We start from the raw sequence: 26,026 nt of genomic DNA on the forward strand, positions 1-26,026 counted from the left end.
ACAGGACCCCCGCCCAAATGGTCAAAGATCGAGTTTCAACACACCTGTCGCGCGCGACACACAGGGGATGAAGCGGTGACCGCGTGCCTCCTTGGACAGGACGGCATCCCGATGGATCGGCTGCCCCCCCAGCATTGCGCATTCGCAGGTCCCGCACACCCCGTTCTCACACGAGGCCATCAACGGCACACCGGCCGCACGCAAGGCGGCCAGTGCCGTGGTCTCAGCCGAAACCTCAACCACCCTGCCCTCAGCCAGTTCTATGACGAACGGTTCCGGTGGCGCGCCGTCAAACTCGGGAGGCTGGAAAGTTTCGAAATGAACAGTACCCTCGGGCCAGTGTTGAGCCGCGCGCCCCACAACCGCCATGAAGCCAGGCGGTCCGCAGTAGTATGTCTGCGCGTCGTCCGAACGGTTCGCCAGCAGCGCGGCGATGTTCTGCCGGGTCTGAGGCTCGTCGTCGAAATGGATCCGCACATTGCCGCCAGGAAGATCGCTCCCGATCGCCGCCAAGAGTGGCGTGAGCGCCCGGCTGCGGGTGAAATAGTGCAACTCGAAGGGCTTGGCCTGCCGGGTGAGCGCGCGCGCCATGGCCAGAATCGGGGTGATCCCGATTCCCCCTGCCAGCAGCAAAGTCGGCCCCTCGCCTGGCTTGAGCGCAAAATGGTTGCGTGGCGCGGAGACAGGCAGTGTGGAGCCGACGGCAATGGTTTCGTGGATCCACGCCGAGCCGCCACGGCTGTCATTCTCGCGCTTCACCGCGATGGTGTAGCGGCCAAGCTCGGTCGGGTCGCCGCAAAGTGAATACTGACGCACCTTCCCTTCAGGCAGATGGACGTCGACGTGAGAACCCGCTTCGAACGCCGGCAGCACAGGTTTGCGTGGGTGTTTCAGGTCGATGACCAGCACGTCGCCCGGCTCCTTGCGGGCGGCGGTCACGGTCAGCTTCATGATGATGCGCGGCGAGGCCATGGCGTTTCACTCGTCGATGGGCAAGATCAGATCACCGGGGCGGATCACGCCCCCGACCTCGATTGTGCAGTTCAGGCCGGAGCGGTTCAGAAGCCCCTCGTAGAGACCCGGAAGCCCGAGCAACTCCTCGATATACTTGCACGGCACATTCATCCGGGCGGCCCTGAGAATCGTTTCCCCGACCCGGAAGCGTTTGCCGACAAGATGGCTAAGCGGAACGCCTCGTGTCGTCAGATTGCGCCGGTGATCTTCGGGTGCGAGCTTGGCCTTGAAGCCCGGAATTCTGGGTTCGCCCTGGGCGATGGCGTCCAAGACTTCAGCTTCGATCAGCGTCACTTCGCGAACGTCAGGACGCGCGGAATAGGTCCCCGTCCCCAGGTAGTAGCGGTCTCCGACAACGCCTTGGCCGGCAATAAGCTGCGCCTGCGCCAGCTCCTCCATTTCATAGGAGGCGGCAGGCGCGATATGGACGTGAAGCAGCTTTCCTCGCCAGGTCATCATCGCTCTCGGAAATTCGTCCGTGGAAACCTGCTGCAAAACTGGCCTGATCAACAGCGCCAGTTGCATGGCATTTTCCCGGTCCAGTTGGCTGTTTGGAAAGAAATACGGGGGCCCTCGGACCGTTTTCAGCGCCAGCTTTCGGCGTCGCCCCGGCTCAGTTGTTCCGCGCCGGCATCGCGTCTTGCACCTGCTTGACAACCTCTCGCAGGACCTCAACGCCCTTCCCGATCTGCCGAATGCTCAAGGCGGCATAGCCCATGACAAGTCCGACGCGATCGGTGCGGCCTTCGTCCGATGGCCGTTCGTAGAGCGGCGAGATCAGGTGTAGCCCCAGGCCAGCGTCGCGGGCGGATTCGACCAAGGCCGTTTCCCGCGATCGTGGCAGGTCATTGAACCAAACCGCGACGTGCAGTCCCGCATCTGCTCCCTGGACAGTGATGCGATCCCCGAAGCTGTGCTGCAAGGCACCCAACAACGTTTCCCGACGCTCGCCGTTCAGCCTGCGCACACGGCGCACATGGCTTTCGTAGCCGCCGCTCTCGATCAACGATGCCAGCGCTTCCTGTTCAGCGACCGGCGAATGCCGGTCTGCGAATTGTTTGGCGGTTGCGAAGACCTCCTGCAATTCGGGCGGGACGACGAGGTAGCCGATGCGCAGCATCGGCGAGAGCGTTTTGGAGATCGTGCCGAGGTAGATGACAGCCCCGTGGTCCTCGAGACTGTGCAGCGGAGGGACCGGATTGATGTCGTAGCGATATTCGCTGTCGTAGTCGTCCTCGATCACATAGGCGTTGTTGTGCCGCGCCCATTTCAGAAGCTGATGGCGGCGCGCGATCGGCATGACGCCGCCCAGCGGAAACTGATGCGATGGCGTCACATAAGCCAGTCGTGCTCCGATCCCCGCTAGCAACTCGGTCCTCATCCCGTCTTCGTCGACGATGACCGGGATGGGTGAGGCACCCGTACTGGCAAAGACCTGACGCGCCATCCTGTAGCACGGATCCTCGATGACGAAACGGTCGGCGGGATCGAGAAGCAGGCGCGCGCACAGATCAAGGCCCTGCTGCGAACCGTTCACAACTATGATCTGGTCGAGGTCGCAGCTCAGGGTCCGGGCGCGCCAGAGATAGCCCTGAAGCGCCTGGCGAAGCCGGCGCGAGCCGCGAGGATCGTCATAGGCAAGACGCAGCGGGCGCTGCCCCATCGCCTCGTTCATCGCGCGTTTCCAGACCAGTGAAGGGAAATCCGACGGCGCGAGGTCGCCATAGCGGAACTCGACCTTCAGCCCAGTCGGCAGATAATCTGGCCAGGGTGACGTCGCGCGCAGCCGCTCGCCATATGCGGACAGGTGGATTGGGCCGACCCGTTGCGCGTGAGTGCGCCCCGTCCCATGGCCCATCAACGAAGACGCAACGCGAGGTCGTGCGCCTTGACGGACTTCGATGAAACCCTCCGCAGCCAGTTGTTCATAGGCGACCGTCACCGTGGTTCGCGAAACGCCGAGGTCATTTGCCAGGGCCCGGGAGGATGGCAACTGACTGCCGGTTTCGTAGACGCCGCCGAGGATTTGCTCGCGAAGGGCTTCGTATATCTGGCGTGCACCCATCGCGTGCGAGCGCGCTGCAGACCCGGCACTTGAAGACTGGACCATCTCTTTCATCGCCAACTGGATATTTCACATTGGCCAGGTTGCCGTCAATCTTTCGGAACCCCAAGAGAGATCGCAGAGGCCGAATGACCAGCTCCCATCAATCCGAAACCGATGCTCCCACGGGGTCGCTCAACCGCACCAGCCCCGGATTTGCCACCCGGGCGATCCATCATGGCTACGATCCGGCCGGCTTTTCCAATGCCGTCCAGCCGCCAGTGTTCCTGACGTCAACCTATGGGTTCGAAAGCGTGGCAGCAAACGATGCCGCCGCCGCCCTTGGTGGAAGGCTCTATGCGCGCGAATACAATCCCACGACCGAGATCCTCGAGCAGCGGCTCGCGAATCTGGAAGGAGCCGAGGCAGGGCTGGTTGTTGCCTCGGGGATGGCGGCCTTCGGCACTCTGATCCTGTCGCTCCTGTCCCAGGGCGATGAACTCATCGTCCACAAGACGCTTTATGCGAACACGCTTGCCATGGTCGAACAGGCGGTCCCCCGCTTCGGCATCAAGGTCGTCGCGGTCGATCTGTCAAATCCTCACAATCTCGATGCTGCGATCACCGAGCGGACGCGGCTGGTTTTCTTCGAGACGCCGGTGAATCCGCTGAGCCGCATCCTCGACATAGCGGCAATTGCCGAGCGCGCTCACGCGCGCGGTGTAAGGGTTGCAGTCGACAGCACCTTCGCCTCGCCCGCGCTCCAGCGACCGCTTGAGCACGGGGCGGACATCGTGCTCCATTCGATGACCAAGTACATCAATGGTCATGGCGATGCCCTTGGCGGGGCGCTTCTCGGCGACGCCCAGACGCTCCGTACGCTGCATGAAACGGGCCTGCGCTACATCACCGGCGCAGCGCTCTCGCCCATGTCAGCTTTCCTAATCCTGCGCGGTCTCAAGACGCTGACGCTGCGTATGGAACGGCACAGCGCCACAGCCCTTGCGGTGGCTCGGGCGCTGGAAGCGCACCCGGCGGTGGCATTTGTGAGTTATCCGTTCCTCGACTCGCACCCTGATCAGGTGACGGCGCGAAAACAGATGTCCAACGGATCGGGCATGTTGGCCTTTGGCCTCCACGCTGGATACGAAGGAGCGCGCCGGATGATGGACCGGCTCAACCTGATCATTCGCGCCGTCAGCCTCGGCGATGCCGACAGCCTCATCTATCATCCAGCAAGCCTCACCCGTGCTCGGCAGCCGATCCGCAAGGATGCCCATTTGGCCGATGGAGTCGGCGAGGATCTCATGCGTCTCTCGGTGGGGCTTGAAGACGCTGATGACCTGATCGCCGATCTGCGGCGGGCTTTGGACGTCTTGTAATGACCTGGCGTGCGGCCACCTCTGCGCTCACACATAGATCTGGAGCCTTGCCATGGCATTCCTGAGCGGTCTTTCCGCGTTCCCCATCACCCCGACCAATCGTGACGGCCGCGTCGATAGCGTTGCCCTGCGCAGGCTGATTGCTCGGCTTGGCATTGCTCAGGTCGATTCCATCGGTCTTCTCGGCAGCACCGGCACATACATCTATCTGTCGCGCGAGCAACGGCGGCGGGCGCTCTCCGAGACCTTGGACCAAACGGCGGGGCAAATGCCGGTCGTGGTGGGTGTGGGCGCGCTGCGCACCGATGAAGCCGTGGGGCTCGCGCAAGACGCCAAGGCCCTTGGAGCAGCTGCGGGTTTGCTTGCCGCCGCCTCCTACACCCCGCTTACTGATGACGAGGTGTTCGATCATTTCTCCACTGTGGCGCGCGAAAGTGGCCTGCCGATCGTCGTCTACGACAATCCAGGAACGACGCATTTCCATTTCAGTCCACCCCTTGTCAGCCGCCTGGCAAAGGTGGCTGGGATTGTCGCCATCAAGAATCCGACAGACAAAAGCGATGCGATCAAGAACCACCTGACCGCCCAGAGGCGCACACTGCCGGAAGGGTTCTCGATTGGTTACAGCGGCGACTGGAACGCCGCCGAGGCCATGATCGCCGGCGCCGACACATGGTACAGCGTCCTCGCGGGCATCCTGCCCGAGGTCTGCATGACGATCGTCACAGCGGCGCAACAGGGCGATGCGGCCGAAGCGCGACGGATCAATGCCGCGCTGGTCCCGATCTGGAGCCTCTTCAAGGAGTTCTCGAGCCTTCGCGTCGTCTATGCACTCGCTGAATTGCTCGACGTTTGCAGTGCCGAACCCCCGCGTCCCATCCTGCCTCTGCCCCCAGCAGCGAAGCGCCAGATCGCTGCCGCGTTGAAAGGTTTGCCATCGGATGCCAGCCGGTGAACAGCAAACCCCGTTCGGCAAGTGAAAGGTATTTACCCGCTCATTTCGAGAACTGATCGAAAACAACGCACTCGGCGTGCTGATAGCCATGGCTGGAGCGGTCTCGACGCCAATCACACCCCCTTCGAACTCGACAATCGACTGCGGAGGTACAGACTGCGCAGGGCACTCCGCCCATGCCGCACCGTTCGCCTTCAAACTAGGAATCGGTGGTTTATCCATTGGAATGGCATCGAGCCGGCGCTTTACTTCCGGCCCGGTGCGCGCATTGAAGCCGGTGCCAATGCCGCCGGCGAACACCAGATTTCCGTCCTCGACATTCGCCAGAGCACGCTTCCCGACCGCCGTAACTGTTGCCGGGTTCGCAGCCGATGACGATGAACTCATCACTCAGCACGCATTTTGTCTCACCCATTCTTGGCGCCGGCCGGATCGATATGGACTGACACGCAGCTTGGAGACGATGCCCATCGAGGCCGAACTGGGAGACTTGCGCGAGAATGTCGCTGCCGCCGCTGATCTCGTCGCTCAGAACGATGCCGTTTGGCGGCGTCTCAGCAGGTTAACTAGCGCTTTGCGCCGATCGACGAGTGGCCGATCGCGAAGACCCTCGCCGTCGATCTTGAGCAGGTCGAAGCCGGCAAGCATGGTCCTGACGTCTCCCGCCGCGGCCAAGAGCCCGCTGAAGACTGGGAATGCGCGACAAGCCTTCTGGTCAACGACGAACGCCTCACCGCCTATTATCGCGTCCGAGGCGCCGAGCTCGGCCACCGCCCGGGACGATAGCCGGAAACCTGAGGGTCCAGTCGTGGAGGTTGCGGGTCGAGGTAGGCCCCCATCGATAGTAGTCCCATTTCATTTCGTGTAGCCAATCAGGGCCCTGCCGGACGCGGCCGACCAGCGGTCGATGTTCGCGACGACCCGAATGTCCAGTCTCGTGTAACCCAGCCTAAAGCGGCCTGTCCGCCCAAAAAATGACATTCAGTTGCCTCCAGCCTTTCGACACGACCCACTTCACGATCTCGTAACTCGCCAACCTAGCGGCTTGTTGCTTGAGCTGCGCGTTCCTACGGTGTGGTCGCTAGGCCTCAGCAACAAGAGCTCGGTTGCCAGGCGGGCGGAGGCTCAACGAGATAGCCAGCTCAGGACAAGGAGAGCAAGCAATGGTCGCTTTTACCCTCAATGGCGAGGCGCGAACACTCGACGTCGATCCAGAGATGCCGCTGCTCTGGGCGGTCCGTGACGTCATCGGACTCACGGGAACGAAATTCGGTTGCGGGCTTGCCCAGTGCGGCGCTTGCACGGTTCACGTTAACGGCATGCCGACGCGCTCGTGCCAGACCGCAGTCGGCGACATCGAAGGAGCCTCGATCACCACCATTGAGGGTGTGTCGGGCAAGATAGGCGAAACGGTCCAGGCCGTGTGGGCCGAGTTCGACGTACCTCAATGCGGCTATTGCCAGTCTGGCCAGATCATGTCGGCCGTGGCCCTCCTTACAGAAACGCCTAAGCCGACGGACGATGATATTGATTCGGCGATGAGCGGCAACCTCTGCCGCTGCGCCACCTATCATCGCATCCGCGCGGCCATCCACGAGACCGCCAACCGGCTGGAGACCTGAGGCATGTCGCAGTTTCTCTCGAAGCATACTGCCGTGCGGCCCACGCGCCGCTGGTTCCTCGTCGGCGCGGGCGTTACCACCGGCGGCCTCGCAGTGGGCTACCGGCCAGTGCTGGCCGCGCCCGACATCGCACAAACGACCCCTGCAAAGGTTCCGGCGAACCCCTTCCAGACCTATGTCGAGATCACAAAGGAGAACCGAATCATCATCCACTCCTCGCAGTTCGAGATGGGACAAGGCTCCTATTTCGGCATCGCCACCCTGGTTATGGAAGAGCTCGACGGCGACTGGGCGCAGGTGGACGTGGTCGGCGGATATGGCAATACCGCGTTCTACGGCAATCTCGCCTGGGGCGGGGCCGCACAGGCAACTGGTGGCTCCACGTCGATGGGCTCGTCGTGGGAACGCTACCGCAAGGCGGGTGCTGCCGCACGGGCCTTGCTGGTGGCGGCCGCGGCGCAGCGGTGGGACGTGCCAGCCGGCGAGATCAAAGTCGCTTCCGGGGTCGTGTCGCACGCCTCAGGGATGCAGGCGCGCTACGGTGACCTGGCTGAAGCCGCAGCGGGAATGCCGGTTCCCGACGACGTGCCGCTAAAGCCGCGCGACAAGTGGGCCCAGATCGGATCGGACAGCCTCAAGCGCTACGATTCCGCCGGCAAGACCAACGGCGCGCAGACCTACACGATCGACCTCATGATGGAGGGACTCCAGACGGCCGTTATGATCCATCCGCCGAAGTTCGGCGCCGAGATCGAGAGCTTCGACGCAACCAAGGCCAAGGCACTCGACGGCATTGTCGATGTCATCCAGACGCCGCGAGGCCTTGCCGTGGTTGGCAGGGACACCTGGACGGCGCTGAAGGGCCGCGACCTCGTGGAGGTGACCTGGAACGAGGAGAAGGCCGAAGAGCGCGGCACGGCCGAGATCATGGCCGAATACAACAAGGCAGCAGACGATCTGGGCGCGGCCACCGCGCGCGACGACGGTAACACTCCCGCAGCGTTCGCCAGTGCTGAGAAAATCATCGAGGGGCACTACGAATTCCCCTATCTTGTCCATGCTTCGATCGAGCCACTCAACGCGGCCGCCCGAATCAACGAAGACGGCACCATCGATGTCTGGGGCGGACACCAGATGCCCGACCTTTATCAGGCGGCTGCCGCTCAGGTAGGCGGCACCACGCCGGACAAGGTGAGGCTGCACGTGATGAAGACCGGCGGCAGTTTCGGCCGCCGCGCGGTCTTGGATGCAGATGTCATTATCGAAGCTGTTTCCACAGCGCGTGCACTGGGACGCGGCAAGCCAGTGAAGGTGCAGTGGACCCGCGAGAATGACATGCGGGGTGGGCGGTACCGGCCGGCCTATGTGCACGCAGTCAAGGCGGGGCTCGACAAGAAAGGCAATGTCGTCGCTCTCCATGACCACATCGTGGGTCAATCGGTCTTGGGCGGTTCGACCTCTGCGGCGATGATCAAGAACGGCATCGATCCAACCTCCGTAGAGGGCGCCACCAACCTGCCCTATGCGATCCCGAACCTGAAGGTCGAGCTGACCACCACGGACGTGAACATCCCGGTGCTGTGGTGGCGTTCGGTAGGCTCCACCCACACCGCTTACGCGGTGGAAACCCTGATCGATGAGCTCGCCGCCGCTGCGAACCGTGATCCGGTCGACTTCCGCTTGTCAATGCTCGGTCACCATCCACGGCATGCCGCCGTGCTTAAAGTGGCTGCTGAGAAGGCAGGCTGGGACAAGCCTCTGCCGGAAGGCCGTTTCCGCGGCGTGGCCCTGCATGAAAGCCTCTCGACCTATGTCGCCGATGTGGTGGAGATCACCCTCAACGATGAAAATGGTTTCAAGGTCGACCGCGTCGTCTGCGCGGTAGATTGCGGCACCGCGATAAATCCTGACCAGATTCGCGCTCAGATGGAGGGCGGTATCGGATTCGGGCTAGGTGCGATCCTCCAGGAGGAGCTGACCCTGAAGGGCGGTGTCGTAGACCAAGAGAACTACGATACCTATACACCGCTCAGGATCGAGCAGATGCCGCGAGTCGAGGTGCACATTGTGCCGTCCGAGGAGCCGCCCACGGGAGTTGGTGAGCCAGGTGTGCCGCCGATCGGCCCGGCCGTCGCCAACGCGCTACGGGCGGCGACGGGCAAGACTATCCGCAAGCTGCCGATTATAAAGAACATGTCAGGAATGACACCATGAAACAGCCGCGATGAAGATCGCGCCGTTTTCGAACGCCTCCTGACAGGCGCTCATTTCCATGGGTCAAATTCCGGCGGCTGCCCGCTCCAATATCCGGTTTGGAGACGGCACCCCGTGTTCTGAACGACCACAGACGGGCCTTGGCGCCGGTTCCACTGAAGAACCGCTTTCGAGACGCAAATGCGTCCACTCCATGAAGAGCACAACCGTATAGCACCAGGAAGGCTAGCTACCTCCATCGCTTCGGAGACCCAGGAACCCTCAGAAAACCGAACCTCCAGAGCTCAGAGGCGCTCGTGATCACAATCGCGCTGGTGCGTGGATCATTGTTCAAGGGTTTGTCAATAGGCAGGCGAGATGGCCGATCGACATGATCTTCGCCCGATGCCCTACAAACACAATGCCAGCCGCTGTCACGGAGTCGCGAAGACGAAGGCAATGAGGGTCGACGCCGATACTCATCGTTTGGTTGACAGAGCGCTTGGAATGCCATGCGCTTCACATCGGAGTAGCCATCCGGGAAGCCTGAAGCGCTTTGAAAACGCATGTGCTGCGGCTGTTATTCATAGCGTGGATGACTTTGATCAAAACAATCGATTTCATCACTCTTCCGGAATCGTGCATGGACAAAAAAGAGCCTCACGCACCAATCACACGCTGCTCTAACGCGTGACGAAAGCTGCCTTAGGTATAATCCAAAGGAGAAAATCTTCGATGCGCCCTGACGTGCAGTGGAGGTCGTGCCGAGAAAGTGAGTTGCAACTGGCCGACAATGTCGGGCGGTGCGACCATGGTCGCTTCGGAGAATGAAATCGGGCCAGTTCACGGGGGCGGTACTGTTATTCGTCGACGGCCGCCCTTCCCAAGAACAGGCGGCATCGCAAGTTGGTTCTGCCGATGAAAACGACATCGCCGGATACATGTCAGCAGCCGCTCAGGATTGGATGATCCAGCCAAGCTCTCGGCGTGATGGCACTGTAGGCGTCACAGTCGAAGCATCTCATTGATCGTTTATGAGGCTTTCTTCGATGCCGCTGATGCCTGACGGGCGGTCGCAGCTGCAGGCGACAACACGCCTATTTAGTTGGAAACAGTCGAGGTAAGCCAATTTGGCTTCCCGTTACTATTTGGAGAAAGAAATGCTGTGCCTAGGAATCAGCGGCGGACTTGACCAAGTCCATGAAAACCGATTCGAGCGTCCGAACGCCTTTATGCACGATGGCGCCGCGGTGCTCGTCCGAGACGGAAAGGTGATAGCCGCCGTAGAAGAGGAACGCCTCAATCGAATCAAGCACTCGAACAAGCTGCCAAGTGGTTCGATTCAATACTGTCTCTCGACGGCCGGGGTTCAGCTCAGCGACATTGATCGTGTCGCGGTCTACGCCAGCGAGCCCTATGCCAACGCCATGCTTGAAGGTATGTCCGCTTCCCAACCGGACATTCTCTCCACTCCGTTGGATGCTAAAATGTTGGTGCAGAACCTGTTAGCGCGTGAGTTCGGCACTAAGTTGGACAGTTCGCGTATTTCATTCGTAGGTCATCATCAGGCGCACGCCGTGAGCGCCTTTGCAATGTCGGGCTTCGAACAAAGTCTCATTCTAGCGATTGATGGCTGTGGTGATTTCCTGTCGGGCCTTGTGGCGGTAGGGTCTGGCACAGAAATTACGCAAATCGAGGCTTTCCCGGAGGACAATTCTCTTGGGCTGTTTTATCTCGAGACGATCCGCTGTCTCGGCTACGGCATGTTCGACGAGTATAAGGTAATGGGACTCGCGCCCTATGGCGACCCCGCTCCCTATCGCGAGCTCTTCGAGCAGTTGTACGAGCTCTCCGCCAACGGTGGCTACCGTGTTCACCTCGACCGCATCGGTCCGGCGTTGCTCCGCAACATCGAGATCAGGCGAAAGGGAATGCCTTTCACCCAGCAGCATCGAGATGTGAGTGCGTCACTGCAGGAAGCGCTTGAGCGGATCGTGTTCCACATTCTCCGGCACCACCGTGAGGCCACCGGCATGAAGCGGTTGTGTCTGGCGGGAGGGGTAGCCCACAACTGCACGATGAACGGCAAGCTGCTGTATTCAGGGCTTTTCGAAGACATCTTCGTGCAACCCGCGTCTCACGACGCTGGCTGCGCATTGGGAGCTGCGCTGATAGTCTCTAACGAGATGGGCCGCCCCGCGCCGCGTGAGCGACTGCAGGAGGTCTATTGGGGTCCTGATCTCGGGAGCGACCGCGCCGTGGAACAGGAACTGAATGCATGGTCCGGACATCTCGAGGTTGAACGCTCTTATGACGTAGCGAGCAGTGCAGCCCACTGGATCACCAACGGCGCCGTGATCGGCTGGGTGCAGGGTCGTTCGGAGTTTGGGCCACGTGCGCTGGGCAACCGCAGCATTCTTGCCGACCCTCGGCCCGCTGCAAACAAGGACCGGATCAATGCCATGGTCAAGAAGCGCGAAGGCTATAGGCCTTTCGCACCATCTGTGCTGGAAGAGGATGCGAGCGAATTTTTCGACCTCCCGGACGGTAAGCACGAATTTCCATTCATGAATTTCGTCGTTCGCGTGCGTGACTCAAAGCGCGCCTTGTTGGGTGCCATTACGCACGTCGACGGTACGGCTCGGCTGCAAACAGTATCGCGCGATGCCAACCCAGCTTACTGGGAGGTCATCAATGCCTTCAAGAAGCGGACAGGCACTCCAATTCTGCTCAATACGTCCTTTAACAACAATGCTGAACCGATCGTGGATACGGTTGCAGACGCGATTGCCACATTTTTGACGACAGAGCTGGATGGACTTGTGGTCGGGCCCTTCCTGGTAAAAAAACGGGCTGCAACGCTGCAGGATTGGACTGCGCTTGCGATTTCATTGCCTCCCTCAGTCTCCCTCCATCAAACCCGTGCTTACACAGCGCGAGATCATCAGGAGACTGTCTGCGAGATTATTCCGAACCACTCCAGCATTGACAGTGTGCGAATTTCAAACGACTTGTTTAATCTACTGATGCGGATCGAGGGCGAAGCCGTGTTGCGAGATCACCTCAATATGATTGAGCCGGATCAGGCCAGGCATGCAGCTCTAATGGAGGGCCTGCGAAGACTGTGGGAGCAGCGCCTGGTTCGGTTGCATCCCTCACAAGCTGGTCGGATGGATCATGGGTCCGATCAAACGCTGGACCAGCCCAATAAGCAATCAGCCTGATAGAGATGCACCTCAAGCTCGGCCAATCAAGGGTGTTTGTCGACCCCGCCTGCGAGCTCCCGCTGTGATTACGGGGTCGTCGCCTACGCGGCGGCGCCCACCAACATCTCCATCAGTCGCTTCGGCGACAAAGCCAATCATCTCCCGTAAGAGCAAGTGCTTTCGGGCAAGGTCTGCAGGTTCAAGGAGTTCGTTGAAGGCGCCGCCAGCTGGAGCTGCGTCGAGCGCATCATCGCGCATGGTCGAGCTCGGCGCCCAAGGGAAATCGCCCAATTCGACACGCGTGCGTTTGCGCCTCATTCAAAACCGCTGCGCGGATGGTCGAGGTGAAATCGGAAGTCCGTCTGTGCCAGCCGACGACGTTCCCGCAGCGCATCCTGCACATCGCCCTCGATCGCATTCCTCAACTCGCGACATACGACGGGGCGCAGGCGCCGGAAACGAACCCGCCCACCGCAACCTGCAAACTCCCGCCTGTCCTCACGACGGAGCAATCCTGTCGCCTGAGCAGGCGCGTGGAAAAGCATCACAAGGGTGACCACAGCGTCGCTTCAGGCCGTCAAACGCTATTGCCGTGCGTCAAGGCGGACTAGGTGACCCGTCGGGAAGCCGGCACCAGCGGCTTTGTCGGGACAAGACACATGCTATTGGGATTTGACCGCCGCAGCCGCGAGCATCGCTTCTCCCATCGCAATGGCCCCTTGGGCACGCAGCATTTCGCCAGGGTTCTGAATGTCGCGCAACTCTTTGTTCTGGCTGAGTTTTGATTTTCCAACCAGGCCGGTGATCTCGATCTCCAAGGCGACGATTGCCCTGACCATCGTGTCGATGAAGTCCTTCGGCGCGTCGCCCATCTTCCATGGGACCGGCTGCGAGGCTTCTTGCATGTGAGTGAGCTTCGCCACGTTGCGGCGCACATACCGCTCATCATCCCGGACAGTGATGCGTCCGTGGGCATGGACGACGAGATAGTTCCAGGTCGGCACCTGCTTGTGGAATTCATGCTTGCTCGGATACCAGTTCGGCGAGATGTAAGCGTCGGCCTCACGGAAGATTACGAGAACCTCATCGCCATTGGCGACTTCCTCCCAGACTGGGTTCTTGCGAGCGACATGGCAATTGAGAACGCCCTTGTCTCCCTTCGAGCGGTCAAGCTCGAAAGGGAGGTGGTTCGCGTCCAGCGTGCCTTTGCTTTGGGTGACGAGGATACCCAGCGGGTGTCTCTCGATAAGGTCAAACAGGGCGTTCTGATCAGGGACGGCAAAATGAGGCGGAACGTACAACGGTTTATCTCCTGTCGCGAATGTGCGGTTGTTAATAATCGGCGGGGCCTTACGGAACGTGCCCCTGAATCTTCGCTGCCGTCGACGAGTGCCCCGGATTTCGGTGTCCACCACGCTCAAGCACCGCCATCGTGAAGTGGGCGGGCACATCAGATGCCGCCGCATATGAGTGAGGTTGGTCAGTGACAAGCCGCGCACTCTCGCCTTCGCTTAAAATTTCCACGTGGGTACCTACCACAACGCTCAGGGCACCCTGACTGACCGAGATCAGCTCGCGCGTATCCGGACTATGAGCGTCCGCGGAAAACACATCGCCCGGCATCATGACCCAGCTCCACAGTTCGAACATCGTGCGTCCCGAGGTCGACGAATGCAGTTGCGCAGAGCTTCCCTTGGCGCTCGTCCAAAGCCTCCTGGTCTCTGTCCGCTCGATGGGAAGGCGCACCGTGGAAGGGTGCTCGTTCAACAAATCGGCCACCGAGAGCGAAAACGCCGCCGCCAGCCGACACAGTATGCCGATACTGGGGTTCGCCCTACCCTGCTCCAGCGCGACCACGGTTCCCTTCGATAGGCCACCTAGTTTAGCCAGGCGATCCAGGGTCAGGCTTTGGTCACGCCTCAAGTCTCGGATCCGGGCTGCTATCGCTTGCCCAAGCGCTTGCTCGGCATCAAACGCTTCCGTAACATTGGTCATTATATTGACTTGGGTCCTCGGCTCACGTATTGCGGTCAGTATAATGACCGGCACGAAATTGCAACTGCCCGTTAGGAAGGAATAACCGATGCGTTTTGAGACGAAGGCGATCCACTGCGGCCGAGGTGTCGACGCGTCCACGGGGGCCGTATCCATGCCGCTGCACACCAGCACGACGTTCGAACGAGGCGCCAACGGGTCATTTCCGTCCGGCTTCGAATACGCAAGGGATGGAAATCCGACACGCAATGCGTTCGAGGCGGCCATGGCGACGCTTGAGGGAGGGGGAGACGGCATCGCCTTCGCTTCGGGCATGGCCGCAATCGCTGCAGTTTTCGAGAGCCATCCGTCGGCGGGTCGGATCGTTCTGCCGGATGACATGTATTTCGGCATTCGTTCGCTGATCGAAGAGACCGACATTGGGTCTCGCTTCGACTTTGCCCCCGTCGACATGCGCGATTTGGACGCTTTGCGCGCCGCAGTGACATCGAAGCGGACTGGCCTCGTCTGGGTCGAGACGCCGTCAAACCCGATGATCCGCGTTGTCGACATTGCGGCCATCTGCGCAATCGCGCACGAGGCAGACGCCTTGGCGGTGGTGGACAATACGTGGGCCACCCCAGTGCTTCAACTGCCACTCGAAATCGGGGCAGACGCGGTGATGCACTCGGCGACAAAGTACATTGGCGGCCACTCGGATTTGATGGCCGGTGTCGTCATTGTCCCAAACGCGTCACCCCTCGGTCGCCCATTGCGGATGGTCCAGAAACACAAGGGCAGCGTCGCAGCGCCCTTCGACTGTTGGCTGGCGTTGCGGGGCCTGCAGACATTGCCGGTCCGCATGCGCGCCCATTGCGAAGGCGCCCAGAAAGTGGCCGAGGCCCTGGCGTCTCATCCGCGCGTCGAAAAAGTGCTCTTTCCTGGTTTGCAAACTGATCCGGGACACGATCTTGCTACGCGGCAAATGAGCCATTACGGAGCGATGCTATCCTTTATCGTCGAGGGCGGAGCCGATGCTGCAATGGCCGTGGCCGGCCGCCTGAAGATTGTTGTCCGGGCGACAAGCCTTGGCGGGACGCATTCTCTGATAGAGCATCGCGCATCCGTTGAAGGTGCGAAGTCCAAAGCGCCAGGCGGATTGCTGCGAATTTCTGTAGGGCTTGAACATCCTCAGGACATTATAGATGACCTGATGCAGGCCCTAGGCGAAACCTGCAAAGCGGGAGTCCAATGACGGGTGCAAGAACTCTGGCGCCGCTTTACGTGACGGCTGGCGCAGCCGACGATCGGCAGAACAATGTTCCTGCTGAGTAGAACGCACGTCCTCTGGTGAACCGCTACCGCCGTGTCGCATTGTCTCGGGCGTGGTGGTCGCCTGGGTGATGAACGTCTTCGGGTTTCCGGACGATGGCCACGCGCTCGACCGGATAGCGGAAATACCCAGATTTGCCGTTGACCTACTGCTGCTCGACCTCGTCGGAGATCGCGGTCAACAGATGGGATGGATGTGCTGGCACTACGGCAGTTTGACAAGCCGGCCATCGGGGCGCTAGCACCGTCCAAAGCCAAGAGTCGCAGGGCAGAACTGACCGCACCCAGCGGGCTGCGGGACCCATCAGCTAACGGCCAGGTTGGTACCTCAAGGCGCATCAGCACCATGGATGTCACATTGTCCTTGTTGCGAGCGCGATTTCGGAACTTCGTTGTGACGCAGTCTGTGCACAGAGCGCACCGCTGTAAGCAAATGAGCGGACGAACGACACCCAGTGGAGGAGAGAAGTGATGCGGCGTCAAGATCCTCCGCGCTTTGCGGCAAACACACTGATCCCTCTTCACAACCCGGTCTTTCGTTCTATCTGGACAGCCACGCAGATATCCAGCCTTGGCTGGCTGGTGCAGAGCGTGGCTATAAGCTGGCTCATGGCGACGATTTCAGCCTCCGATCTAATGGTTGCGCTCGTACAGGCTGCATCGACACTGCCCGCGTTCTTCTTGTCGATCCTTGCTGGAGCCATTGCAGACAGCTTCAGCCGCCGCGGCGTGATGCTTGCCGGACACTGCCTTATCGCACTGGCATCCACGGCGCTGGCACTCGCTGTGGGACTGGGCTTTGTTAGTCCATGGCTGATCCTGGGACTGAGTTTCTTGGCCGGATGCGGCTTTGCCTTGAACGATCCAGCATGGCACGCGTCGGTAGGCGATATCCTGGAAAAGCGCGACATACCCGCCGCAGTGACGCTGATGTCGGTGGGCTACAACGTGGTTCGGAGCATAGGACCGGCGCTGGGCGGTGTAATCTTAGCTTTGCTAGGCCCCCTTACGGCTTTCGCCCTCGCTGCGCTGAGTGACTTGGTCCCGTTGAGCGCTGTTCTGCGCTCAAAGTGGCAAGTTCGCTTTTCGCCTCTTCCGCGCGAGCGGATGACTACGGCCATTCATGATGGCATGCGATTCACGGCAATATCCTCAGAGATCAGAGTGGCGATTGTGCGTGCAACCCTATTCGGGCTGTCAAGCATCTCGATCCTTGCTCTGCTCCCCCTCCTGGTTCGCGACCAGCTGGCGGGAGGGCCAATTGTTTACGGGGTGCTATTGGCTGGCTTCGGCACAGGCGCCTTCATAGCCGGCATTGGCAGCAGCTACTTGAGACGCATTACGTCCCAGAACCGATTGATCACGCTCGCATCCGTTGCTTGCGCAACGTGTTGCCTTTTGATGGCCCTCACATCGTCGGTGGCTGTGGCGGCGATCGCGCTTGCAATCGGTGGCGCTGGCTGGGTTGTCACCTGGACCGGAACCGACGTGTGTGTGCAGTTGGCAAGCCCAAGGTGGGTCGTTGGTCGGACCCTGTCCATCTATTACGCCCTGACCTACGGCGGCATGGCAGCGGGCAGCTGGATCTGGGGTGCTGTCGCGCAGTACTATTCGCTGACGTGGGCTTTGGAAGGTGCTGCAGCGGCACTGTTGCTGGTCGCGGCTGTGGGAAAGCTATTGCCAGTGCGGCTATGGGAGGAATCGGATCAAGCGGCCGTCGACTTCAGGCCACCAGAACTGGCCCTCCCTTTGAAACCCAGGAGCGGTCCGATCGTGATCAAGGTGGAGTACTCGATACCCGAGGAGAGTATCGATGAATTTCTGAGCTGCATGCGCGAAAGGCGGCGCGTTCAGAGCCGCGCCGGTGCGCGGGACTGGACCCTCCAGCGCGACCTTCAGAAGTCGACGCTTTGGACCGAGACATTCCGCACGCCGACATGGACGGACTATCTTCGTCTAAACCATCGGCTGACGGTGAATGACAGGGAGGTAGGCGAGCGCCTTGCCGCTCTGCACATGGGTGATTCTCCGCCTCGCATCTCACTTTCAATCGAGCGGTCGACAAGCCCCGCCCCCGGCAGCCAAGTCCAGCCTGTGCCTTTTGTATCGCGCCCGTGAGATAACCAAGACTTGTCTGGGCTTGGACACGGAACGAGCTACTCCTTGATTTGTCGAGCCTGCCCGGATTGCAAATCGTTCCGGCCGGTTAGGCGAGCATGAGAATTCGCGCGGCAATTATGTCAATCACGGGTCCCATGTTCAGCCCGCCCCCCCTCTGCCGCCAGATCGGCTTGAGCACGGATTCAGGTCGCCCGTCCTTTGCATAGCGGCGGGCACGAATAGCAAGGGGGCGGAGGGTATCCCCGTCTGCGAAGCGGGCAGAGGAGGAATCCGCAAGGCGGGTTGCTGGGGAGAGGGGTCGCGCGCCTCTTTCCGCCTCACTTAGAAAACGTGCGGCCAAGCACGTTCATGTCGGCCGTGGGCGGCCGCAACAATTGCCTACAGGGCGCAAGCGTCGTCACATATTAAGCGTAGCCGCGCGACAACCATCCGTGGTCACGCGCAATCCTGCGAATTGTCAAGCGGAGACAACGATCGCGGCACCAAGCAAAGTGGCGAACCCGATTCTGCTCGGGAGATCCCAAAGCTCTCCGAACCCTATTAGATCCATGAAGCGAAACACGGCGCCCTGAAGCAGGTAAAGCAGCAGTGTGCTCTGACCAAGCTCCACCGCAACAAAGCGAGCTACGCGAGTTGAATGGCCAACTCTCCAGCATAGGAACATAAGCTGCATTGTGACTGCAGAAGTTGCTACTGAGCCAATGAACATCAGCAACACTTGTCTCGCCGACTCTCCATCGTAGATCGAAACGAGATTGTTGTAGACGTAAGTCTCCCTTCCCCAAACAAGAAAGCACACTCACGGCGTGCCGAGCAGCTTGGCCAAGGAGCCGCACTGGGGCCTCCGGAGTGAGTGTTATCGCTCAAGCAGCCACGTCGGCGCGGCCTAAAATCTTCGATGAGCGCGTCAGGAGAGCGTCGATCTCCACATTTCTTCCAGGAGATCGTCCCCACATCATCATGGCCACGGCTCTAACGGGCTGGTGCCCTCCCTTTCCCGTTTTTTGTCTCGATGCTCGGTTGCGCCGCCCGCCGGGGCAAGGCAAAAAAATCGTCGAGGCTGAGCCCCCACTGCGGCTTCGGCGAAATATTCATCCACGGGTTCGCATCACCGCGGGCAGCGGGCGAGTTCGTCGATAGGAGTGCGGATGGAAGTAGGCGATGCACATCGTCACCAGCGGCTCAGATTGTGTGAGGTCCACGGCTCGCTGGTTTCCGCCGACGACGGCGCGGACGGCATCGGTATGCGCAGAGCGGGTCCGTCGGCTTGGCGTCAGTTTCGGGGCAAGGGGCTATTGCTGGTCGCGCGGCGCTGAGTTGGGCGGAAGGATCGACGGCGCAACCCGGGGCTCCCGCGCGACGAGCAGGTTTTTTTCCCGGTCTGACCTGGCCTCGACTCCAGATGTCGCGATGACCGACGTGGCCGGCGCGATTGAACGGGTCTCATGCCCAAAGCTGCCTCGGTGCCCAGTAGCGGCACCGCATGACCCACCCGGCGCTGCTCGAAGTAAACCGCGGCCAGCCAACATCCGAAGGTGCGCCAGACCCGATGTCGCGGCGGCCTGATGGCTCCGGCGCCGTGCCGCGGCAGAAAGCTGCCGATCTCGTCTGGCATGGTCGCTGACCGCATCGTCACCCGGGCCATCGCAGCGACTTTTCTCCGTTACAAAGTCCCCGCGGGACGGACTGCCAGTTCACGCCAGGGCCAACAACACCCGCAGGGGCGACCGCCGCGTCTGCCGGTCCTGCGAGTAGAATAAGATCGGGAAGTGCGGCTTCATCCTCGATGCCAGAGCTCGCTTCGCCGTACCGCGGCCACCATAGCCCCTTGCGCTATCACGAGTCAGCCCACCTTTCTAGCTGGCAGCCATCGGGAGCCGATCCGCAACCACAGGGCGGCACCTGTCGGCCCGGCTTCCGTGTTAACGCAGAACATGATGCATATTCCCAGCGCTTTTTGACAGAGCGAACTACAAAATGCAGAACACTGACTCTCCGCCAAATGAATGCTGCGAGCAAGCAGCAGGCGGAGGAACTCCGTCTGGGCTGAGTACCTGTTTCAACGTGAACAAATAAATTGTAGCCAGTTCACGAAACGCCAGGCCCGCTCCTCTGCCGTCCGATCATCCAGGAAATCCCCTCGGCGCGCACCACGCCCGACACCTCCTTGCTGATATGATGCTCAAGCACCGGCCGCCAGGGCACCAGCGTGAACTCGCGCGATTTCTCGATGACAGCGTATTTTCCGCCGGCGAGCTCGACGCAGCGGCGCAGCGTACCGTCTATTCGATTGCCATGCTGCGCTTCAGAATACGAGAGCCCGAGTTCGTCCGAGAGCTGACTGGCAACACGGTTCAGCTCTCGTTGGCGCAGCATTGAAAGCATGTTGGCGCGATAGATGACCCGATCCTGCGCATCATGGGCAAGACCTTGCGCGATCAGCCACTGCTGTCGGCGGGCCTGGACCTGACGTACTTCTCGACCGAAGCCAGAGTCGCGCAAGGACTCAGGGTGGGCTGATACCAGCTCCTGGTCGATCCAGGTGGCGCCGTCAAAGCCTACTTGGCTCTCCAGCGGCATTGATGAGAGCTTGTCGACGACAACAGGCTGGGCCCTCGCTCGTTGACGCTCGTAATCCGCGACGCGGTTGAGATGGTCGGGCGCGACTGTCCATGTGCCGTCCGGCTCGCGCTCGACGCCACCGGTCGCACGGCGGATCGCCTCCAGTCGCCGCACGTGCGTTTCGGCAAAGCGTTCGGTGGCCGAGGGGTCATGCTTGAGATGGATATCGATGCTGTAGCGCCCGTCGCTGACCGTGGCGATGCCGGCAATTGTGCGGTCGACTTTTCTTGGCCCGGTGTCCCTCGGCCTGATCCGCACTATGCAGCCTTCTGGTGTCGGTTGGGTGGCCTCGCCTTTGCCGATATCAAAATAGTGGCTTTTGCCGTCCACGCCGTCGACGACGAGGTAATGGCGGTCAGTGATTTCGTCGGCCAGCCCGCGCCCGACGACACGTCCGACCACGGTTTGGGCCGACCCGTCGGATCGATCGTGGATAAGATAGTCGGCGGCACTGCGGACGAGCCCCTTGCCGGTCAGCTCGCGATGGATGGTCTTGACAATGTCGCCGCGCTCGCCGATGCGGCGTAGCGTGGCTTCGAGATCATCCTCCAGGCGCCAGCGACCCGAAGGCATCTCCTCGGCGAGGCCCATCCGCTCGAGCTTGCGCAGGCGGCCCTGGTGCAGCGTCTGGCGAAAGGTGTCTCGGCTGGCTGGTGAGACATGCCCCTCGTCGCGCATGCGCATCAGCTGCCGGTCGATGCTGGTGAAGCGTTCCTGCTCCATCTCCTGGCGCAAGCGCTGCTCGATCTCGCGGTCGGTGCGCGGGCCAAGGTCGAGGCTAACCAGTTCGGCTGCGCGCTCGCGCAGGCCAGAGGAGATGTAGTCCCGCGCGATGACGAGGTTTTCGCCGTGATCGTCCCTGCCGCGCACGATGATGTGGGTGTGAGGATGGCCGGTGTTGAAATGGTCGACGGCCACCCAGTCTAGCCTGGTGCCGAGGTCTTCTTCCATTTGCGCCATGAGGCGCCGGGTGAGCAGCTTCAGGTCATCATACTCGATACCGTCTTCAGGGGCGACGATGAAGCGGAACTGATGACGGTCACCGTTCGCGCGATCGAGAAAGGCCCTGCCGTCCGCGTGGTCTTTGTCGGCAGCGTAGAGCTCGCCACGCTCGCCTTCCCGGGTGACGCCGTCGCGCTGCAGGTAGCGGAGGTGCGCACGAGCTCCGTCGACTCCCTTGCCGGCCAGCTTGACGATGCGTGCCTTGACGACTGCGCGCCGCTGCCGAAACGCCGCGTGGCGGTCGCGTGCTCTAAGAACGGCGGCAGCAGCCCCGCCGCGCCCCACCCGGCTTCCGATGAAGCGGCTGCCGCGTCCGCTCCTGCCGCCTGCTCGGTTGACCGCGGCCTGGACCTGGCCAGCGTAGCGTTTGCCCGCCTTCGAGCCGCGCGAGCCAATTTTGCCGAGCCTCGGCGTGAATTCGTCATCCTGCATGCGGCCTCCGATGAACCAGCAGCAAAATCAGAGGCTTGCGCGCCAGACCCTCCTGGACCCGCAGGCAACCTCCCGGGAAAACGATGTGCAGACAAACACTTCGCCGCCTCAGGAGGCGATGCCTTTATCTTGCCTTCCGCGGACCTGCCTCCCTGCCCCCCGCCCGAACCGCGGTAGCCGCTGCCCTCACCTGCGATCCGGCCGGCCTGACCTTGCTCGCTCCGATCCGAGCGGCACCAGGAGGTGGCCACTCGGGCCGGTCACGGAAACACCGTTTCGGAGGAAAAACAGCGACTGCCCGGAAGGGATTCCCGGCGCGCTTTTGGAACGGGATTTGTCGGTGAGCGCGTCCATATCGGCGGCCGAAATGCCCGCCGCCTTGACCTCTTCCAGATACGAAACCGTCTCGCTGGGCAGTGGCCGCCCACGCTGCAAATGCTGTTCGTAGCGCTCCGGCCCGGCGTTATAGGCTGCAAACAGGCCTGGAAATCCGAAGCGGTCATACATGGCGCGCAGATAGGCAGTGCCTGCCAGAATGTTGTCGCGAGGGTCGTGCGGGGCGGCTCCCAGGCCAAGCTCTGCGCGCAACTCCTCGTAGGTGCCTGGCATCACCTGCATCAGGCCAATGGCACCGGCGCTCGACGTGACCGGCCGTCCATTGAGCCTTGTCTGCCCCCGGCTTTCGGCATCCATGACGGCATAAATCCAAGTCTGTGGAATGCTGAAACGCCGGCTTGCTTCGGCTACGAAGGGCTGCCATCTTGCAAGCTGCGGACTATGGGAGATGACGACCGGCTTCGTGTTGGTCGCTGCGGAACAGGAGCATGGTGCGAGAGACACCATGCCCAGCATCAGGAGGGTCACTCGGTCCATAGCGGCACGAGCCTCCCGATGATATTTTCGGTCGGCACCGGCCCGAAATAGCGGCTGTCGAACGAGCGATTTTTGTCGCTGCCGAGTAGGAAAACCTCGGCAGCGGCGAGCTTTCGGCAGGCATTCCACCAAGGCAGCGGACGGTGCTGCGTGTCGGTTGCAAGCCGGCGCGCGACAATCTCGCCGCCGATGATGATGGCGTCGCCGAAGGCGCAGACATGCTCGCCAGCCAGCGCGGCAAGGTGCTTGACCAGCGGCACGTTGCTGGGCAGATAGAAGCGTTCGGCGGCCAGATAGACGACCGGTTTTGGCGGGCGGACGAGTACGAGATCACCAAGAGCCGGCGATCCGGACGCGACGCGATAGAGGCCGACCGGCGCACTCGCCGAGGCGTTCCAGACCAGCCAGGGCGATGGTTTGCCGAAGGCGGCGAAGCCGATCAGGGCAAGGCCCATCGTGGCCATGGCGATCGTCTTGCGCGCCCGAATGCGCCGCAGATGGCTGCCGATCAGATGGATGGTGGGACGCCGGCTCATGAGCGGCCTCCCTCGCCGGCCGAGCCGGAATCGTGCCCGCCGTCCTCGGGCCCGGTCTCCTGCGCGTGCCCCTTCGACCAATCGTCGAGTTCGTCGATGTGATAGCGGACATAGCGGCCGTGCTTGCGGAATTGCGGGCCGCCGCCTTTGAGGCGCATCTTCTCCAGCGTGCGCTGGGACAGCCCGATATAGAAGGCCGCCTGCGCGGTATTGAGAAACGGACTGCCCTTCTTGGCGCGGGCTGCGCGTTCGTTTTCGTCGTCCATGATGATCCTCGTTTCGCTACGGACAAGCCAAGGCGAGGATCGGCGAGCGAGATCGTTTTGGGGACGGGCGAAGAGTGGGGGGCGAGTTTTCGCCGCCCCCTTCGGCGGCCTCACGGGTCCTGAGAGAGGCCCCGCGCGGTGGCGGCGCGGGGCTTTCCGGATCGGCCGGTCAGTCGACCGGGTTCCAGATGATGGCGTAAGTGTCGTCGTCATCTTGGCCGGCGGCGCGGCCGAGATTGGCGTAGAGCTTGCGGGGGCCAAACTCGGGGGCGGCAATCGACAGGCTCACATAGTCCTTGCCGGAGGTCTCGCCGGTGCGGATCCAGCCCGCACCCACTTCGATCCCTTGCGTCAGCACCCGGAAGTCGGGATGGGTGTCGGCGCTCTTTGCCTGATTGGGCACGATATCGATGTCGGCGCGGACGCTGAGCGTCTTGAGCTGGCCCTTGTAGCCGCCGTTTTCCTGTTTGGTGACGTATCCGATCGCGGTCATTTCCAGTCTCCTCTTGGTGCTCACAGGGGACCATTCCCCTGCGATGGCGGACCGTGATGGGCGCGTCCGGACCGCCGGAACCGGGACGGCCGCAGCGATAGCGGAGGACCCGCGCGGGCAGCTTTTTTGAAGCGAAGCGGCGCGAGGAAGCCGCCGCAGGCGGCGGGGAAAAAAGCTGCCGGCGAGGGTTTCGGGCGGGCCGGATCCGCCCATAGGTCGACAGCCAGCCGCAGGGGAATGGTCCCTGAGACACAATGGAGACAGGTGGCGCGATCGGTGACACAAGAAGCCGGCGGCAATGCAGAGCGCCGGCTGCGCGGGCTCTGTCGGCAACCGGATCGGACAATTGGCCCCATGCGCCTTTGGCGCCTCAGCAAGCAACCCGGCGCGGTGCGGGGCGGCCGAAATGGGGCGAACTGGCGTCGGAAATTCTCGCGCGCGGCACTGGCTCGACAAGACGCCCAATCGGCAGCCGGCTTGGCCCGTAGCGGCGCGCGCGACCTGAGCGGCGGTAATCGAGAGAACCGCCGCTCGGGCCCTGATCGACTATTCGCGCACGAACAGCGGCTGCACCTGTGTCCACTGACCGGCGGTGCGGAAGCCGCCGCGGCTGGTGTAGCTTTGGGCCGGGAATTTCATCCAGCGCGGCAGCCACGTCTCGACCCTGGGGCGGCCATTCTCGCCCGCCAGGAAGTCGCGGATGATGTTCTTTTGCGTCTTGACCTTCTCGGCGACATTGCCGTCCGCGACCAGCTTGCCGCCGAAGTCGGCCAGCATCGAATTGGCGATTTCCTTGTCGCGCAAGAGGTCGAAGAAGGCATCGTCCGGTTGCCACCATATGCCCATGTCGACGTTCAGGTGGTTGCCGAGCGCCTCGAAGACGGCGCTGCCGGCTGCAAGCGTCTCGGCCATGACAAGGGTGAGAACGCGCATGACATCGTCGTCGCAGAGCGCCAAGAGGCGCGCGAACACGCCGGCGATAGCAACGGCGTCGCCATTGCCGCCGGCGACCAAGCTATCCTCATCCGGTGATCCGAGCAGGGCCAATACCTCGCGCCGCTTTTTGCCGAATGCGGCTTCAGCCTTGCAGCCGGCAAGGCTGGCATTCACCGTCTCGTTGGCTGCGCGCTGCGGCTCGGGCCGCACCTGCCACAGGCCCGAACCGGTGACGGCGTGCGCCACCACGAGGCGCAGCGCCACGACGGGATGGTCGAGCATGGCCGCGCGCACGGCGGCATGGCGATGCAGATCGATATAGTTCTGCATCGGGCCGGTGACTTCGGGGCGCGGCAGCTTGGCGGCTGTTTCTTCTTGCTCGCCGCCCTCGCGGGCGCGGCGGGCTTCCTTGCGTGACAGCCAGCCCTCGTGACACTCGACCTCGCCGCGATGCGAGACAGTGATGACGATCTTGCCGCCCTTCTTCTTCGGGGTCTTCTCGTGGTCCCATGCGTGGAAATACTGGCCCGGTTCCAGCAGCACAACCTCGCTCCAGCCCTCGTTGAGATAGGTGTAGCGTTTGGTGGCAATCGCTTCGTTCTGCTTTTGCCAGAACAGGTCGGCATCGGCGAAATAGCTGTCCTCGCCGAACAGGTCCGAGGTGATCAGGCCGGGATACTCCTCGATGGCAAACAGCGCCACCTTGGTGGAAATCGACTGGCCGCCGAACAGCCATTGCTTCAATTGATAGCCACGCGGCGCGTATTGATCGGGATCGGCACAGAGTGCCAGCCAGTCCTTCTGCTGCGCCTTGGAAGCCATGGTGAGATGGCGCACCGTCTCGGTATCGATCTCCTCGCGCCGATAGGCTTCGCGGATTTTGGGAAAGAGGTCGCCAAGCGCCAGAATGCGTTTGACCTTGAGATCAGTGATGCCGAAGGTCACAGCGATGTCGGGAACGGTGCGGCCTTGCCTGACAAGCCGCGAAACGTCTCCCATTGCCATACTTCGTCAGGATCGAGG

At 61.6% G+C, this 26,026-nt stretch carries 18 protein-coding genes and 1 pseudogene; 7 read left to right on the forward strand and 12 right to left on the reverse strand.

Translation table 11 applies throughout. The annotated features are described in order from the left end of the window. Window positions 1-21: 21 nt before the first annotated feature. The 3 genes from NKK50_RS27495 to pdxR all read right to left on the reverse strand — a co-directional run bounded on the left by NKK50_RS27495 (window position 22) and on the right by pdxR (window position 3,133). Complete coding sequence (locus NKK50_RS27495; RefSeq protein ID WP_352544197.1) at window positions 22-972, reverse strand: PDR/VanB family oxidoreductase; 951 nt, start codon at window positions 970-972, stop codon at window positions 22-24. 6 nt (window positions 973-978) lie between these two features. Further along, window positions 979-1,470: an MOSC domain-containing protein gene (locus NKK50_RS27500; protein WP_023704114.1), complete on the reverse strand. Its 492-nt coding sequence runs from the start codon at window positions 1,468-1,470 to the stop codon at window positions 979-981. A 157-nt stretch (window positions 1,471-1,627) separates the two neighbouring features. Further along, entirely contained in the window at window positions 1,628-3,133 is a 1,506-nt protein-coding gene (pdxR, locus tag NKK50_RS27505) for a MocR-like pyridoxine biosynthesis transcription factor PdxR (protein WP_023697829.1), read from the reverse strand. A 74-nt stretch (window positions 3,134-3,207) separates the two neighbouring features. Between pdxR and NKK50_RS27510 the strand changes: the two genes are divergently transcribed. From NKK50_RS27510 to NKK50_RS27530, 5 genes are all read left to right on the forward strand, one after another. Continuing rightward, window positions 3,208-4,440: a trans-sulfuration enzyme family protein gene (locus NKK50_RS27510; RefSeq protein ID WP_023697828.1), complete on the forward strand. Its 1,233-nt coding sequence runs from the start codon at window positions 3,208-3,210 to the stop codon at window positions 4,438-4,440. Window positions 4,441-4,492: 52 nt separating this feature from the next. Next, window positions 4,493-5,395 (forward strand): dihydrodipicolinate synthase family protein, encoded by a 903-nt coding sequence (locus tag NKK50_RS27515; protein WP_023685525.1) that lies wholly within the window; start codon window positions 4,493-4,495, stop codon window positions 5,393-5,395. Between the two features lie 1,163 nt (window positions 5,396-6,558). Next, the gene (locus tag NKK50_RS27520) at window positions 6,559-7,017 is read left to right on the forward strand and encodes a (2Fe-2S)-binding protein (RefSeq protein ID WP_023689394.1); all 459 of its coding nucleotides are present in this window, start codon (window positions 6,559-6,561) and stop codon (window positions 7,015-7,017) included. 3 nt (window positions 7,018-7,020) lie between these two features. Then, window positions 7,021-9,231 (forward strand): xanthine dehydrogenase family protein molybdopterin-binding subunit, encoded by a 2,211-nt coding sequence (locus NKK50_RS27525; protein ID WP_352544198.1) that lies wholly within the window; start codon window positions 7,021-7,023, stop codon window positions 9,229-9,231. 1,139 nt (window positions 9,232-10,370) lie between these two features. Further along, window positions 10,371-12,434, forward strand: coding sequence for a carbamoyltransferase family protein (locus NKK50_RS27530; protein ID WP_023708043.1), 2,064 nt, complete (start codon window positions 10,371-10,373; stop codon window positions 12,432-12,434). Window positions 12,435-13,078: 644 nt separating this feature from the next. Here NKK50_RS27530 and NKK50_RS27535 read toward each other — a convergent pair. Beyond that, complete coding sequence (locus NKK50_RS27535; protein WP_023672382.1) at window positions 13,079-13,717, reverse strand: FMN-binding negative transcriptional regulator; 639 nt, start codon at window positions 13,715-13,717, stop codon at window positions 13,079-13,081. Window positions 13,718-13,766: 49 nt separating this feature from the next. After that, complete coding sequence (locus tag NKK50_RS27540; RefSeq protein WP_352544199.1) at window positions 13,767-14,411, reverse strand: helix-turn-helix domain-containing protein; 645 nt, start codon at window positions 14,409-14,411, stop codon at window positions 13,767-13,769. 88 nt (window positions 14,412-14,499) lie between these two features. On the opposite strand from NKK50_RS27540, the gene NKK50_RS27545 reads away from it, so the two are divergent. Next, a complete protein-coding gene (locus NKK50_RS27545) occupies window positions 14,500-15,645 on the forward strand; it encodes a trans-sulfuration enzyme family protein (RefSeq protein ID WP_352544200.1) in 1,146 nt (381 codons plus the stop codon). Between the two features lie 548 nt (window positions 15,646-16,193). Beyond that, window positions 16,194-17,840 (forward strand): MFS transporter, encoded by a 1,647-nt coding sequence (locus NKK50_RS27550; RefSeq protein ID WP_023704122.1) that lies wholly within the window; start codon window positions 16,194-16,196, stop codon window positions 17,838-17,840. Window positions 17,841-18,247: 407 nt separating this feature from the next. Here the strand turns inward: NKK50_RS27550 and NKK50_RS27555 are convergent. The 7 genes and pseudogenes from NKK50_RS27555 to NKK50_RS27590 form a co-directional block, all read right to left on the reverse strand. Then, window positions 18,248-18,642: pseudogene (locus tag NKK50_RS27555) on the reverse strand (nodulation factor fucose acetyltransferase NolL); the annotation flags it as partial. Window positions 18,643-19,931: 1,289 nt separating this feature from the next. Further along, entirely contained in the window at window positions 19,932-21,899 is a 1,968-nt protein-coding gene (rlxS, locus tag NKK50_RS27565; protein ID WP_352544201.1) for a relaxase/mobilization nuclease RlxS, read from the reverse strand. A gap of 186 nt (window positions 21,900-22,085) precedes the next feature. Next, window positions 22,086-22,772, reverse strand: a complete 687-nt coding sequence (locus NKK50_RS27570) for a lytic transglycosylase domain-containing protein (protein WP_352544202.1) — start codon at window positions 22,770-22,772, stop codon at window positions 22,086-22,088. Further along, window positions 22,760-23,308 (reverse strand): S26 family signal peptidase, encoded by a 549-nt coding sequence (locus NKK50_RS27575; protein ID WP_023697819.1) that lies wholly within the window; start codon window positions 23,306-23,308, stop codon window positions 22,760-22,762. The genes NKK50_RS27570 and NKK50_RS27575 overlap by 13 nt, the downstream gene beginning before the upstream one ends. Beyond that, window positions 23,305-23,574 (reverse strand): helix-turn-helix transcriptional regulator, encoded by a 270-nt coding sequence (locus NKK50_RS27580; RefSeq protein WP_023672373.1) that lies wholly within the window; start codon window positions 23,572-23,574, stop codon window positions 23,305-23,307. The genes NKK50_RS27575 and NKK50_RS27580 overlap by 4 nt, the downstream gene beginning before the upstream one ends. Window positions 23,575-23,743: 169 nt before the next feature. Beyond that, window positions 23,744-24,067 carry a DUF736 domain-containing protein gene (locus NKK50_RS27585; protein ID WP_023747246.1) on the reverse strand — a complete coding sequence of 108 codons (324 nt, stop codon included), beginning with the start codon at window positions 24,065-24,067 and terminating at the stop codon, window positions 23,744-23,746. A gap of 546 nt (window positions 24,068-24,613) precedes the next feature. Further along, entirely contained in the window at window positions 24,614-26,002 is a 1,389-nt protein-coding gene (locus NKK50_RS27590; protein WP_352544203.1) for a chromosome partitioning protein ParB, read from the reverse strand. Between the last annotated feature and the right edge of the window lie 24 nt (window positions 26,003-26,026).

It is taken from the genome of Mesorhizobium sp. M0001 (genome assembly GCF_040324255.1).
GTDB lineage: Bacteria > Pseudomonadota > Alphaproteobacteria > Rhizobiales > Rhizobiaceae > Mesorhizobium.

Excerpts from the sequence above, each read along its gene's own strand:
- pdxR (WP_023697829.1), bottom strand. The coding sequence starts at position 3,133 with ATGAAAGAGATGGTCCAGTCTTCAAGTGCCGGGTCTGCAGCGCGCTCG.
- NKK50_RS27590 (WP_352544203.1), bottom strand. The coding sequence starts at position 26,002 with ATGGGAGACGTTTCGCGGCTTGTCAGGCAAGGCCGCACCGTTCCCGAC.
- NKK50_RS27530 (WP_023708043.1), top strand. The coding sequence starts at position 10,371 with ATGCTGTGCCTAGGAATCAGCGGCGGACTTGACCAAGTCCATGAAAAC.
- NKK50_RS27575 (WP_023697819.1), bottom strand. The coding sequence starts at position 23,308 with ATGAGCCGGCGTCCCACCATCCATCTGATCGGCAGCCATCTGCGGCGC.
- NKK50_RS27520 (WP_023689394.1), top strand. The coding sequence starts at position 6,559 with ATGGTCGCTTTTACCCTCAATGGCGAGGCGCGAACACTCGACGTCGAT.
- NKK50_RS27580 (WP_023672373.1), bottom strand. The coding sequence starts at position 23,574 with ATGGACGACGAAAACGAACGCGCAGCCCGCGCCAAGAAGGGCAGTCCG.
- rlxS (WP_352544201.1), bottom strand. The coding sequence starts at position 21,899 with ATGCAGGATGACGAATTCACGCCGAGGCTCGGCAAAATTGGCTCGCGC.
- NKK50_RS27545 (WP_352544200.1), top strand. The coding sequence starts at position 14,500 with ATGCGTTTTGAGACGAAGGCGATCCACTGCGGCCGAGGTGTCGACGCG.
- NKK50_RS27510 (WP_023697828.1), top strand. The coding sequence starts at position 3,208 with ATGACCAGCTCCCATCAATCCGAAACCGATGCTCCCACGGGGTCGCTC.
- NKK50_RS27550 (WP_023704122.1), top strand. The coding sequence starts at position 16,194 with ATGCGGCGTCAAGATCCTCCGCGCTTTGCGGCAAACACACTGATCCCT.
- NKK50_RS27495 (WP_352544197.1), bottom strand. The coding sequence starts at position 972 with ATGGCCTCGCCGCGCATCATCATGAAGCTGACCGTGACCGCCGCCCGC.
- NKK50_RS27540 (WP_352544199.1), bottom strand. The coding sequence starts at position 14,411 with ATGACCAATGTTACGGAAGCGTTTGATGCCGAGCAAGCGCTTGGGCAA.
- NKK50_RS27525 (WP_352544198.1), top strand. The coding sequence starts at position 7,021 with ATGTCGCAGTTTCTCTCGAAGCATACTGCCGTGCGGCCCACGCGCCGC.
- NKK50_RS27515 (WP_023685525.1), top strand. The coding sequence starts at position 4,493 with ATGGCATTCCTGAGCGGTCTTTCCGCGTTCCCCATCACCCCGACCAAT.
- NKK50_RS27500 (WP_023704114.1), bottom strand. The coding sequence starts at position 1,470 with ATGACCTGGCGAGGAAAGCTGCTTCACGTCCATATCGCGCCTGCCGCC.
- NKK50_RS27585 (WP_023747246.1), bottom strand. The coding sequence starts at position 24,067 with ATGACCGCGATCGGATACGTCACCAAACAGGAAAACGGCGGCTACAAG.
- NKK50_RS27570 (WP_352544202.1), bottom strand. The coding sequence starts at position 22,772 with ATGGACCGAGTGACCCTCCTGATGCTGGGCATGGTGTCTCTCGCACCA.